This window comes from Vibrio sp. B181a (genome assembly GCF_030248375.1).
GTDB lineage: Bacteria > Pseudomonadota > Gammaproteobacteria > Enterobacterales > Vibrionaceae > Vibrio > Vibrio campbellii.
In genome coordinates this window covers 1-14,369 of sequence record NZ_JAHGAD010000027.1, presented here as the reverse complement: position 1 = coordinate 14,369, position 14,369 = coordinate 1, and the positions used below count along the sequence as shown (strand labels likewise).

Annotated in this window: 5 protein-coding genes; 2 read left to right on the top strand and 3 right to left on the bottom strand. The window is 42.9% G+C overall.

Annotation, left to right across the window (positions count from 1 at the left end; genetic code table 11):
- The first annotated feature begins 239 nt into the window (after window positions 1-239).
- Entirely contained in the window at window positions 240-2,285 is a 2,046-nt protein-coding gene (locus tag KIO97_RS13350) for a response regulator (protein ID WP_285382914.1), read from the top strand.
- A 106-nt stretch (window positions 2,286-2,391) separates the two neighbouring features.
- Here the strand turns inward: KIO97_RS13350 and cqsA are convergent, their stop codons facing one another.
- From cqsA to KIO97_RS13335, 3 genes are all read right to left on the bottom strand, one after another.
- Window positions 2,392-3,693, bottom strand: coding sequence for an alpha-hydroxyketone-type quorum-sensing autoinducer synthase (gene cqsA, locus KIO97_RS13345; RefSeq protein WP_268989382.1), 1,302 nt, complete (start codon window positions 3,691-3,693; stop codon window positions 2,392-2,394).
- A 289-nt stretch (window positions 3,694-3,982) separates the two neighbouring features.
- Entirely contained in the window at window positions 3,983-4,927 is a 945-nt protein-coding gene (gene ylqF, locus KIO97_RS13340) for a ribosome biogenesis GTPase YlqF (protein WP_005426767.1), read from the bottom strand.
- A 320-nt stretch (window positions 4,928-5,247) separates the two neighbouring features.
- Window positions 5,248-6,234: a peptidoglycan DD-metalloendopeptidase family protein gene (locus KIO97_RS13335; protein WP_285382911.1), complete on the bottom strand. Its 987-nt coding sequence runs from the start codon at window positions 6,232-6,234 to the stop codon at window positions 5,248-5,250.
- A 291-nt stretch (window positions 6,235-6,525) separates the two neighbouring features.
- Between KIO97_RS13335 and KIO97_RS13330 the strand changes: the two genes are divergently transcribed.
- Window positions 6,526-14,369 (top strand): Ig-like domain-containing protein (locus KIO97_RS13330; protein WP_285382909.1); only part of this gene is annotated, 7,844 nt, incomplete at its 3' end.

Sequence of the window (14,369 nt, the reverse complement as noted above, 5' to 3'; positions counted from 1 at the left end):
GCATTCATGTACATGACGTTGCGCCACTTCTCAGTTTCTGATTAATTAACAATCAAAGTTACCCGGAGATTCTTTTTGTGAATATAAAACTCTGAATTTAAAAGAGGAGTGTCGCGAAATATTTGATTAATGTCTCACTGCTTATGTGCGATAACTAATATATAATTGAAAGACAAATACAAAGAAAACAATGCTAAACATAAAATTAGTAAGTGCTAGGCTCAGTAGATAAAGTAAATATGGACGCGATTCGCAAAGTATATCAGTACGCAGAACCCAACCTTAGCCTCGTAGGATGGATGGGCTTCATAGGCTTTCCTATTTACTACATCGTTTGGGAGTTCATGTTCCCGCAGCCATACGAAAACCTACCGCTTCGTATTCTTTGCTCAATATTATTCTTCGGCATCATTTATCGTAATCGTACGCCATTTGAGTGGCGTGGGTTCTTACCCGCCTATTATCAAGTGGTCACAACGCTCTGCTTACCTTGTTTCTTCTTTTACATGTTGCTGATGAACAATTGGTCGAATGTTTGGGTGATGTCGTTTATGTCGGCGATTTTTTTGCACATACTGCTCGTGCATATCACATCGGTGATGTTTGTTCAGACATTTGTGGGAATTGGTCTTGCGACGTTTTTTGCTTGGGTAGCACAGGGGTTTCACCTCGAACTCACCATGGATTGGACGCACGTACCGATCTTCTTGTTTATTTATCTCTTTGGTAACTTGTTCTACTTCCGAAACCAGGTAGAGCATGAAGCAAAAGTCTCAATCGCAAAGTCTTTTGGGGCGGGTATCGCCCATGAAATGCGAAACCCACTTAGTGGTTTATTAACTTCTATCGATGTCATTCAATCCGTGTTGCCAAATCCGAAAGAGGGCAAGAAAGAGCAGTACACGTTAAGTGATGAAGACGTGACACTGTTACGAGAAGTCAGCAGTGACGCAATGAAGATCATTCATTCCGGAAACGAAACCATTGATTTGCTTCTTACTTCAATTGATGAGAACCGTGTTTCTCGCTCGACATTTAAAAAACACTCTGCACAATCTGTCGTTGAGAGTGCGATTGAAAGTTTCAGTTACAAACGATCGACAGACCGTTTTGCTATCTCCTTGGATGTAAGAAGTGAGTTCGATTTCTTGGGCAGCGATACATTGCTTAAGTATGTGATGTACAACTTGTTCAAGAACGCCTTCCACCACCGTAGTTCAGAAGACTTCCACATACACGTCACCATGTACAGTGATGAATTTGCCAACCAAATTGTGGTGACTGATAACGGTTCGGGCATTGCGCCAGAAGTTCTTCAAAGTATTTTCCAAGATTTCTACACTACGGGTAAGTCAGGAAACTACGGCCTTGGACTGCCTTTCTGTAAGAAAGTGATGCGTTCATTTGGCGGTGATATTCGTTGCCAATCAGAAGTCGGCGAGTGGTCTCAGTTCACGATGACTTTCCCTACGATTGGCTCAAGCGCAGTCAAAGAGATTAAGAGTGAGCTAACCAAGCTAAAAACGATTTTGTTTGTGAGTGAGCAAAACATCTTAGTTTCGAAAGTGACGGACATTGCTCGTTTTATGAGATTCGAACTCACGGTTCTCGATATTCCCGCGGTTCTTAAAAAGAAAGAATACGAGTTCGAGTTTGATTTAATCCTGATCGATATGGAGAGTTTAGACGCCCGTGGCAGCCATATAGATAAGGTTGAGTCGTTACTGTCGTTCACTGAAGCTCGCATTGTTTTCATGTTTGAGCACCATCCAACTCAAAGAGCGAGAAGCGTTTCTTTTGAACCTATTTGGGTAGAGACACAAGCCTGGCTTCTGAATACTCGAGCGACCATCGACCGTTTACTGTATGACGCTAATTATGTTGTTCCATCGATGCCAGCGAAGCCGCTCGATTCAACAAACAAGCGAACCATTATGGTGGTTGACGATAATGAGTCTTTACGCAAGTTTACGGCCATGCTGCTTGAGAAGCAGGGTTTTGAAGTGATCCAAACCGAAGATGGGCTGCAGGCAATCAACGCATTGAATGAGAACAATGTTGACTTAATCCTAATGGACATCGAAATGCCGGTGATGGATGGTGTAGAAGCATCTCGTCAAATCAGAGGTTCAAATAAGGCCTACGCTTCGGTACCTATTATTGCGCATACTGGTGATAGCTCACCGATAACACTGGACAAGATTGGTTCATCTGGCATGTCGGATTTCATCGTTAAACCTGCGGATAAGAACAGGTTGTTCGACAAGATTGCGAACTGGATTTAGTTCTTGCTCAATAGGGTGACGAAAACGAATAGAGCTCAGCACTATGCTGAGCTCTTTGTATTCCGGCATTCACAAGCTTCCATTCAAATGTGCCGCTTTCGATTCGTTAGGCGAATTCTAGTTCTGGGTGGTTATACGCTTCCTGACAAGCCGTCAAGACATGGTCAATGTCACGAGATGTCATATCAGCATTGATCGAAAATCGAATAATGTTCTTATTCTTGCCCGTTGCAGGACGACAGAATACAGCGCCAAACACGTTTCGTTCTTCTAAGAAGTCACGTACTCGTTCCGTATTTCGCTCACTACCGCATTCTAACGCCACAATTTGCGATTCGCTGCGGATATGAAAGCCAATCTGCTTTAGGCCTGTTCTGAGCTCCTTAGCGCGATTGAACAGCATGGTTCGCTTATCATCTGCGCTTCGAATGACTTCGAGAGTCTTTTCAAGTCGAACGATCTCTTGTGGCAGGACCGTCGAACTAAAGATGGCTGGGAATGCGACAAAGGGTAGCGTTCTAGCCAACTTTTCTGGACCAAGAATCGCCCCAGCCCGATAAGCAAATGTTTTTGCCAAACTCACCGTAATGAAATCCACTTGATCAGTGAGTTCTAATGCTTTCACCAAGCCAGAACCATTTGGCCCATGCGTGCCTAATGAGTGGGACTCATCGACCACCAAAGCACAATCAAACTCACGCGCCATTTCGTAGATGTCGTGGAGTGGGGCGATCGTACCTATCGTGCTATAGACCGAATCCACAACGATAACGCCAGAGCCGTTACGCTGTATCTGCTTGCGCAAATGGTTCATGTTGTTATGCATGAATGGATGCGCTTGGGCTCCTGCCGCTCGAATCCCTTCCCACAAAGACATATGTGCAAAGAAGTCGATATAGACCGGTGTTTCTGGCGGACAAATCGTTTGTAACAAGCCAATATTGGCTGCCCATCCGGACTGGGATAATAGGCAACTGCCCATACCGACATAATCCGCGAGCTGCGTTTCAAATGCAGGTTTTGAGTCGTCATCTTGTAAGAAAATCGCAGACATGACAACGTTATCATCGTGCTCGTAGATAGCATCACGATGTGCCTGCTGAATTTGTAGATTGTGGGACAACGACAAGTAGTCGTTACTTTGCATGACCACCGCTCCTTGTTGTGGTCGCTTCCCTAATACCAAGTGCTTTTGGTTTTCGTTCTGCTCAATCAGATCTTGAATATAAAAGTCTAGGCGTTCCTCAACAAAGGAAGGAAGTGGTTTTGTTTTCGGTTTATCACTCATAATAAGTTCTCTTCGTAACACAGGAAAACGCCAGCGCTGACAGCTATATAGTTTGACCAATATGAGCTCGGTGTCATTAGTCAAGTTGCATAAGTTTGCGTGCGCCTGCAAACTCCGCATTTAAGGGTTGGGTGAGCTTTGTAACTCCTTACTGTTCGGGGGTCTAACTAAGATCGTGCTTAAAAAGTAATCGTCAAATTACATAATAAATATTTATGAATTTGTTTGGTTTTTCCTACGAAACTTAGATGAAATGCAAATTGGAAGGTATTGAGTGGTGATCTACGTTTAGTGGTCTTCATTCCATAAGTAATGAGAAAAGCGTCGCGCTTTTGCACTGAGATGAAAAATTTAAGCACAAAAAAAGGCACGTGTAACACGTGCCTTGAGAAGGGAGATAGGAGCGCTATTATCGTTTGTTGCGAAGGTAGCGTTTACGACGTTCTTCTTTGCGTTTCGCTTTCTCTTCTTCTTTACGAGCGGTTTCGATTTCTACTTCGATTAGCTCTTGAGTAATCATCTCAGGAAGCTCTAGAGTAATCTGGCCCAAGGTGCCTTGGCGAAGTTCATGAAGAAGGATCTCTGATACTTTGTGAAGGTCTACACGACCGCCAGCACGAAGTGCACCACGACGACGACCAATCTCTTCCATGATCTCAATATCCGATTCTGGAAGCTCATCGATTTGGTAGCGCTCTTTCAACTTCTCCGGGTAGTGAGCGGCTAGGTATTCGACGGTGTAAAATGCCACTTCGTCGTATTCCATTGCCGTGTCTTTTACTGCGCCAGTTGCAGCAAGACGGAAGCCACTGTGCGGGTTTTCTACTTTTGGCCAAAGAATCCCAGGAGTATCTGAAAGCACAATGCCATTTTGAAGGTTAATGCGTTGCTGGCGACGTGTAACCGCTGGTTGGTTACCTGTCACTGCGATAGTTCGGCCCGCCAAGGCATTGATAATGGTGGATTTACCAACGTTTGGAATACCCATGATCATGGTACGAATGTTCTTGCCAATTTCTTCGCGATGCGGAGCAAGCTTACGTACTAACTCCATAATTTTTTGGACTTCTGACTGTTGAGAAGTAGTAATGGCAATCGCTTTTACGTTGTGCTCTTTCTCGAAGTGGTCAATCCAAACTTGAGTCAACTCCGGATCCGCAAGATCGCGTTTGTTAAGCACTTTTACTACTGGCTTATCGCCCTTGAGCTCCGCGATCATAGGGTTTTCACTACTAAAAGGGATACGAGCATCAAGCACTTCAATAATGACATCTATTTGAGGGATCGCTTCAGCAATCTCTTTTTGGGCTTTATGCATGTGGCCCGGAAACCACTGGATAGAGTTGTTAACCATCTGAAAAATCGCCTTATTGTTTCATGGTTATGCTGGTGGGTTATTCATCTTACTTACATCATTGATGAGGATGTTAAGGGAGTGGGGCTAATCATCACCACTCGTTACCACTACAGCGAGTCATGTGATGATCTTAACACTTTATTGGGGGAGCGGAAATGTTAGAGCAAGAGCGATAGGAAGATATTTAAGGACTTAAGTACAGCTTTGGCTCCGATTTGGTCACTTTCGAATCGAAGCTCATTAACAGTGACGGGATCTCAGCTCATTATGCCCCAAAGTTTGTTTCGCGATGAGCTGAAAAGAAATCACCCCAGACACTAAGAGGCGTATTTATGCAGTTCTTTAATAAGCTCTGCACGCTCTGTTCTTGCCGCTAGCATCATCTGCGTGTTTGCAGGCGGCGCAGGGTTAGTTCGGATGTAACGTGCATAATCAACAGGGACGCCTTCTACAATGAGTTCGACATGTAAGTGAGGGCCAGTGGTTCTTCCTGTATTACCTGTGCGGCCGATGGTCTGTCCTTTAGTTACGTGGTCACCTGCGCGAACATCGCTACGAGATAGATGTAAATAACGAGATAGGGAACCGTTGCTATGGCGGATGTTAATGTAGTTACCAGCGAAGCGGTTGTAACGTGACTTAACAACAATACCATCTGCGATACTTTGTATTGGTGTTCCGATCGGCACTGCGTAGTCGGTACCTAGATGTGGAGTGAGTAGACCGGTAACTGGGTGCTTTCGCTTTAAATTAAAACCAGAACTCACTTTATACTTTTTTGCTAGTGGAAATGCATAATAAGGCTGGCGGATTAACTTATTACCATATTCATCGTACGCGTTGTTATTGCCATCATTAATAACAAAAAAGTCTCTTTTACTACCAGAATAGTAAAAAGAACTAATGTATTTTTCATTATAACTATTGGTTTTGGTTTTTATAGAGAATTTGTCACCTTTTCGGACCGAGCCGATAATATCGAATTCATTCTCAATTAATTTTATCAAAGACTTTATCTCATGCTGAGACAGTCCAGCGTTAATTAAAGACGTCACGAAAGAGTAATCTACAACGCCGGTAGTGATCTTTTCCCGCTGAAAGTAGATTTCGTAGGTGTGTTCAATGTTGTTGTGGTTTATCTCTTTAAAAACAGTTGCTTGAAGCCTAGTGGTGACAGGTTGAACCTGTTCTTCCGGAGTGAGCAGGTAATGAGTGAAAGACACGCCAGCAATGATAACGAATGCAATGAATACGAGGGGTAACGCAATGTTTTGAGTATACTGTCTTAATATTAAACTTGTCATTAAATCGAAATTATGCTTATCGGCGAAAAATTGAGGGGAGTATAATATTTAAAATAAAATCTTACACGCCGTTAATGCCAATTCCTGTGTTTTTACTAAGTAAATAACGATAGATGTGAAGTAGCGCTGCCAAAGAGGTTGAAAACTGCCTGTTTGCTTAGCGTTTATGCTTAATTTTATGGTTATTTTGTCACGTTGAGAAAATTCCAGACAATAATATAATCGCGGCAAAATAGACTCTGCCAAATTACTATGTTCACTAAAAATACGATAAAACCAACGTTAGGTCTCATGGCTGCTTCACTTTTATTAAGTGCATGTGGCGGTGGGGATGGTGGTGATAACACTCCGCCAGCTAGGAATACCGGAAGCATATCGGGTAACGTTTTTGACGCTCCAGTTAACGGTGCCAAGATCGATGTGTTTGAATACAAGGATGGAAAGGTTGGTCGTAAGCTAGACAGCACAACTTCCGATGCCTTTGGTGACTACAAGCTAGAATTCGAATCTTCTTCGATGCCTTTGTATGTTGTCGCGCAACAGGGTAGCTATACCGATCCCCTTACAAAAGAGATTGTATCGTCGAGCGCGAATAAAACCCTGCGTTTAGAGGGGATCGTGAACTTTAGTGAAGGTAGTGACCAAAAATTAATGCTCACACCACTGACAAATATCGTCTCTGGGCTTGCGAAGTATAAAATCGCCAATGGTGAATCCGGTTCGGATGCGGTTTCTGAAGCCTTAGATAGTATCAATGGCATGTACGGGTTTAATGTTAACGAAACCAAGCCAATTGATATCACCAAAGGTGGCCAGAGCAGTTTTGCTACACCAGGACACCAATATGGTGCTTTGCTGACTGCCTATTCGTCTTACTCATATGACTTAATTCAAAAATATGGCCAGTCTGAGGACAAGGTCTATACCTCAATGCATTTCGCTGACATTCAATTTCGCGATGTCATCGCTGATGGTCTTTTAGATGGTTTAGAGATCAGTGAGTCTACTGGTGCGGTGACGCCGCTTACGTTTGGCCAGCAGAGAATTACCAGCGACGTTTACACTCAAGATCTTTCCCAGCACGTTTTGATTGTGGTGAACGATCCAGAGCTTAATATCTCAGGGACGGACGCTGATGATTACGTTGCATTTAGTCAAAAAATTAATGACTTGGGAAGCCATGGCGAAACTGATGGTGTTATTCCACCACGCGATGAAACTGATATTGATACCGTGCCACCAACCATCACGCGTACCGATAATGATGTACTGACTAAAACAGATAATGTAGATATCCGGCTCAATGACGATATTGGTGTTCAATCTGTTTCTGCTTATGTGCAATACCAACTTAACGGTGTTTGGTCGGATGAATTCAAATGTAACGATCAGCAGACGTCTGGCAGTGAGTTTTGTACGGTAGATGCAAGCGGCTTTGAAGTCGGTGTTCGTGAAACAAACATCAAGGTAAGTGTCGATACAAAGGCGATTGATGCCGTTGAGGTCAACCCAGATACTGGCCTTTCGAATGTGACTGCAGCACGTTTGGTGTTTTACACGGCAGACGTTTTGGGCAATGAACTTATCCCTGGTAGCAATTCAGGCCACTACGTGAATTTCGAGTGGGATAATGACGCACCGGTTATCTCTGTCACTTCTGCAAGCGCTATCAACAACGAACTTCAAGAGTACGTCTTAAAAGGCATAGTAAAAGAAGCATCTCAAGAAATTAAATCTGTCAGCGTTTCATTTAAAAGCGGGCTACCAGAAGATGTGGCTTGTACTCCTGTAACGGCAGAGTCGGGTAGTGCTTGTGAATTTAGTAAAGCCTATTCGACGGACGAATTCTTATCTACGACTACGTTCGATGTTAGGGCTACTGACACCAAAGACAACGTCGGTGAATACCAGCATGCAGTAAGCCGTGACGACCAAGCGCCTGCTCAGATCATTACATACCCTGAAGGGACATCGATGAACTACGTCAATGTGACCGTCGATGGAGAAAGGTCTACGTACGAAGGGGTTTACACGCAAGATACTTATACTTCAGATAACGTGCAGTCGAGCCGAGACTACTTGAAGATCGATTATGTCTATGCCGCTTCTGGCCTGAAGTCTATTCAAGGCGTTGATTTCGCCAATTTTCACGTCAACGTGTTGAAAGAGAATAAGATCCCTTACGTGCGAGTTCGAGTTGCAGATGTGAACTCCGATACGGTTTTAGGTTCAAGTGCCGACAAGCTTAAACTCGTAGTGAAGTACTACGTAAGCCAAAACAACGACAACAACTACGCATTTCAAAACACAACACAAACCGTAGCATCGACGGACACTATCACCGCGAGTATCCCCCATGAAACTATTTTAGATAGCGAAGGCAGAGTTGATGAGGTTATTTACTACGTTCCTTTCGTAAAAGAGGTGCTTGGTGATGGTTTTAAAAACGTTTCAGAAAACGCCAGTCAGAAACTGGTGATTCAAACCATCGATGAGTCCGACAATGAAAGTGCGACTCAAGAAGTTTACTTCCGAAGCAGTTTTGACCTACCTACGATGACAGTTGTCACGCCTTTCATTGGCGCACGTGTACAATTAGAAGGTTTGAACCCAAATGGTGAATTCACCTCTCTAGCAAGTTGTACCACCATTCAGCAGCCAGAAAGTGATCAAACTACCGCGCTTGATGTTGCTTCGTGTGAAACCACGACGGACGTTGTCAATTATGAATTCATGCGAGTACGTTTAATTGGTGTAGAAGGGACGGACCCTCACTACTATCAATGGAAAGACGATGCAGGCGCCAAAGCGAGCGTTAATCTAAACAATGCCAATATCGGCGCATATTTTGAACTTGACGGTTCAAATACGTATTACGTGACCGAGCTTGCCACTTACCAGACAGGTTTGTTCGATTATCGTTGGAATCAGGTAGAAGCTGGTGACAAAACATCAGAACGCGCTTCGCAAATTCTTACGGAAGTGAAATACGCTTTAGCGGGCGGTAACGAATCGTTCTTTGGATTCGATCCAACCATCACGGCGTACGCTACAAATGAGATGCTTGAGGAGACAATTCCTAGCGATCTCTCTAACGACTACCTGCACCGTTTCCTTGTTGAAGCAATTGATGACTTATCTCAGGACACACCTCGTAATAACTCTTCTGATTTCGCCTCCGCTATTTATGACGATCTTAGCTACGATGGTAAAGCAAACGGGATTGGCGCTGGTGGGAACCAAATCCAACTAGATGGTTATGTATTTAAACCTGATACCTACCGTAAAGACCTTGCTCAGTCCTACTACAACATCATGACTGAAAAATACGGCATCCCAGATAATATTGCTCAGCTTTATGCTGATGATATTTCTACGGCTAATCCTAAACTTGGCGAAGACAATATCTTTGATAGTGGGGGCGGCAGTATTGATATTTATCCGCCGAAACAAACGCTAACAATAGAGACTGGCCGCACAACCATGGTTGGCGACAAGCTATATGTCGCGGGTGAAGTGGTATCTAGAGTAGTGTTAGAAGATCCATCTGGGATTGTAGAGGAAGGCGACCAAGCCCCGAAATTCCAAAGCATGTGGTATGCAGTGGGAGACCCTAATACTGAAATTCCATTGGAACTTAAACCACAAGAATCTGGCGATAGTAATAAATTTAGAAAAGAGTACTTCTTTACCTTAAATACAGAGTCAGCAGATCTCACCGATATCATCGAGTTTGCGTTGGAGACAACGGCATTCGATACCAAAGGTAATGGATATACTGAGGCCAACCCTCTTGTGGAGCGTTTGTATGTGGACAATGACTATCCGGAGGCAAGTTACATCCCTCCTATAGGTCCAGATAATAACCCTATAGGGGAAGATGTTTATCTGAGTATTAGAAATAACATCCACGATCTAACTTTTGAGTTGGATGATGTGGTTGATGATAAACTCGAGAAACGTAGCTTACTTTTCTATAAGACATCTGGCGAAAGATACCCAGTTTCATATGAGCAGTTTTATACTAATCAAAGCGATCGGTTTGTCGTACGCCTATGCAGTCAGGAAGATTGCTCGACTCAAGGAACAACAATTAACCCAGGTGATGGTGACTGGTTAGCGGTAGTTAGCGCCGAAGATAACTTGGGGAACGCGGTATCAGATGCCGACAATGGAGCCCCAAGGTTTCGTATTTATATCGACTCTGAGCCACCGGTTGTTAATGATGCGGAAATTACAGAGCGATTGGGTGGCAACGATATTTGGACTCCGGTGATTGATTGGGGTGATCTTAGTCAAGGTAGCAATGTAAAAGTCGAACTAAGGAAAGGCTCAGGTCAGTCCCAAACGTTACAAGCTTGCGATCCTGAAACAAGCGTTTGTGATCAACCATACCTCATTGGTGAGCAGCCGGATGTTAAAGTTCAATTGGTTGCAGAAGCCTTTAATTACGATTCCAAAAATGAATTTTATGTAACGGCAAAGGATAAAGCCTATCCAGCAAACGAGAGTAGGAAGGGGACGTTCAGCTTTCAAGTTGATAATAAGGGACCAGTAATTCTACTTTCTACCCCTTGGATTGAAGACGCTTTGAATAAAGAAAACACCGTAGTAGGACGTGAGTTCAATGTGCTTTTTGAATCTGTGACAGATGATTCCGGTATTGAAGAAGTATCCTTGTTCCAGGTAGATAACCCTACAGTGTTAAAAACGTTTAAGCCTGAGAACCCAAGTCAAAAGTTCGAAATGCCACTTTTGGAAGATGAGACTAAGAATATTGACCTGAATGAAGGAAATCGCATCCGTCTCTATGTTAAAGCAAAAGATGTTCATGGTTTTGAAAGTCAATCGAATACAAATAGCGTAGTTTTTGACAATCAAGGCCCAGAATTTAGCTTGATGGGGCACGATGTTAATAGTTATTACAATAGTGATTATGTTTTTGAACTGAGAGCTAAAGACTTAGGCCCGAATGGCAACGATTCTCCTGAAGGAGTAGATCGAGAAAGTCTAGAGTATTGGATATTTGATGGTGAACTAGCTCCGGGAACTCCGGGGACGAAAATAGTCAATGCCGACGCTCTTAAAATTCCTTTAGGTGGGCAAAGTGATGGTGAGCATACAATTAAAGTTAAAGGTTCAGATACTCGTGGCAACTCATCGACAAGTGACTTTTTAATTAACGTGAGCAGTAAGAAACCTGATTTAAAATTAGGGATTACTTATGCTAATGGTGACTCAGAAGGCCAAGAAATTAATAATAACGTGGTCTATGACAATGGTGACATTAAACTCACACTCGAAGTAAACGATGTGAGTGGGGTTAATAAAATTATATCTACTTATAAATACTCTGGTGAAAGCAATGCGACAGACTTTCAGTTTTCTAAAGTTGACGGTTCAGAGGACACTTGGGAAGCGACGTTAACCCAGGCTCAACTAAGTATAGATGGAAACTATGAGTTAAGTATTAGTGTTGAAAATAATGTCCAACATAACGGTACTCCACTAGTTAGCAACATTAACCGCACGTTAAGCGTCCAGCGTAATGGTGTCGAGCTTGAAATTGCAGAGCCAGCGCCTACAGATTTTCAGAGCTATGTTTCTGATGGGGTGCTAGACGTTAAATTCACAACTAAAAGTGAAGTTAAAGCAGCCAAAATTCAATGTTGGGTTCGTCAAGAATACAGTAGCGAGGTCGCACCTCCCCCAGAAGAAAAGCCTACCTCTGGCGAGAAGAATATCTCTCCGGGTCAAGATCCTAGCTGCAGCGTTGACTCTGAAGGGGCTTCGTTAAAACCTGCCGTTTTAATTGTACAAACCAAGGGCACGAACGGAGCCGCAGCAGTGCAGAAGTTTGACTTTCAAATGATGGATGCAGAGGCTCCAGAGACAGTCTCACCTAAAGATGATAAATTCGAATTTCAAGGCGGTGAGGTAAGCTATGACTCAGATGACTCAACTAAGTATCTTGCATTCGACCTGATATTCAAAGATGAACTGTCTGGAGTAGATATTAACGACAAACCTCAGTTAAGTAAGACGTCTGGGGATACGACATTTGATGCCAAGAGTTGTGTTTTGAATGGTGAAGGGCAAGCTGTTTGCCGTTACAAAGAAAAATATTACGATATTATTCGAAAGTTGGATGGTAAGTATCCCTACATAATTAAGAACATTAAGGATAATGCAGGCAACTTAGCATCAGATCATGCGTTTGAATTTGTATTACCAACTCAAAAGCCAGATGTTAAAATTACAAGCCCTGAAGGTAATGATGTATTAAATGGTGAATACCTCGATGTAGACTTTAGAGTTAAGCTTGCCGAAAACTCGAAAATAGAAAACGTCAGTGTTACCTTTGGTGGCGAGTCCTATGACTCAAAAAATAATGCTGATAACTTCAGGAATTTCAATGAATGTACTGATGACGATACATTTCTCTGTTCAACATTTCGTAGTGATAAGTTGGATGAGGATCTTGCAAACCGGTCATTAAATGTAAATGTGACTGTTACAGATGTTTGGGATAACGCCGGAAGTGCAGACGTTGAAAATATTAGATTCGATAATGTAGCTCCTGTCATTGGAGATGTGATCACGGTTACTGAGCAACCAGATGACAAAGTTAGGTTCACTTTTGTCGAGATGAAAGATGACGTCAGTGGTTTAGCTAAGGTTAAGTACACGGTGCGAGCGCTTGACTTTGAAGAAGAAAAAACGAATAAGGAAAACGATAAGGAATACATAACTTATTTCGAGCTATCCAAAGGTGAGCTTTCAGGTCTTGATAAAATTACGGTTGAGGTAATCGCGAAAGATGCGGTGGATAACCAAAGTAGTGAAGACAAGACTATCGATCTGACAGTGCCGACAATTACTCTCTCATTTAATGATATGGCTAGCTTGCTGGGAGGCAAGCTAGCATTCACTAAAGAAAGTCAATCATTCACGATTACTTCAACAGAGAAGGGGCCTGTCAAGGCAACTCGATATTCCATTGATATGGTCCCAACATCCGGAGATACGCTTAAATTCAACGGAGATATCACGCCGTCAACCCCGACTGGTACCATGGATTTTGCAATCGATGATCAAGCTGAATACATGTACAAAGTGACAGTTACTGACTCAATGGGACGTGCTATTAAAGACTTTACGCTTTTTAATAAGACTTATAATGCCGAGGGTATCGCATCAGTTGTTGATTATGAAGATCCTGAAGTGTCGATTCGCGATAGCAAGCAAGAAGACGAAGCGACAGATGATGGCAAATATTATTTGGATGTAACTGCTGATGTGACTGATAAAAACTTAAGTTTAGTAGAATCAACAGCTGATAATGGTTCGGGTCAAACAGTAAGGCCAGAGCCAATCAAGAAACCTACTAACGATGGCGACCCTTATGTGTTCCGCTACTTATTATCGCCAGGAGACTATACGATAAAAGTAACCGCGTTTGATGCAGTCAGCAATCAAACGGAAAAAACGACAACATACAAAGTAGAAGCAGCAACAGTCCCTGAGCTAACAATATCGACGACTGCAAGCACACCTTTGGCTGGCGGCGTCGAAGTCCCGCTTACGTTTACTTTTACTGAAGAAGTCGAAGAATTCGATATTTCAGACGTAAAGTTAGATGAGAATAATGGCGGTGAGCTAAAACCTTTATCTTGGAGTACCACTGACAACGTAACTTGGACAGTTACATACGTAACACCAAAAGATGAAAATAAAAAAGTAACCATATCGGTTGAAGATAACACTTACAAGAGTGCCAATAATATAAATGGTAAAGGAGATAGCCTTCAACTGGACGTTGATGGGGTGTTGCCAACGCTTACTAAAGTAACGTTTGATCCACTGCATCAAGATATCGGAAAGGCAGTAGACGTTAAGCTTGAGTTTGACAAAGAGTTACAAGAAGCAAAGGCAACACTAGGTGCGAACAATGTTACTTCGCTAACGGCTGATCCTGCTGATAAGAAAGTTTGGACCGGTACCGTTAATGTCCCAGACGTACCAGAACTCGGTGTCGGCCTAGTGGTGAGTCAATATAAAGACTTAGTAGGAAATGTGGGCGAGGATAACACGTCATATACATTGCCAATTACCCCAATCTTGACGATCACGCC

Coding starts and splice junctions, on each gene's coding strand:
- KIO97_RS13350 (WP_285382914.1), top strand. CDS start 240: ATGGACGCGATTCGCAAAGTATATCAGTACGCAGAACCCAACCTTAGC.
- cqsA (WP_268989382.1), bottom strand. CDS start 3,693: ATGCGGAGTTTGCAGGCGCACGCAAACTTATGCAACTTGACTAATGAC.
- ylqF (WP_005426767.1), bottom strand. CDS start 4,927: ATGGTTAACAACTCTATCCAGTGGTTTCCGGGCCACATGCATAAAGCC.
- KIO97_RS13335 (WP_285382911.1), bottom strand. CDS start 6,234: ATGACAAGTTTAATATTAAGACAGTATACTCAAAACATTGCGTTACCC.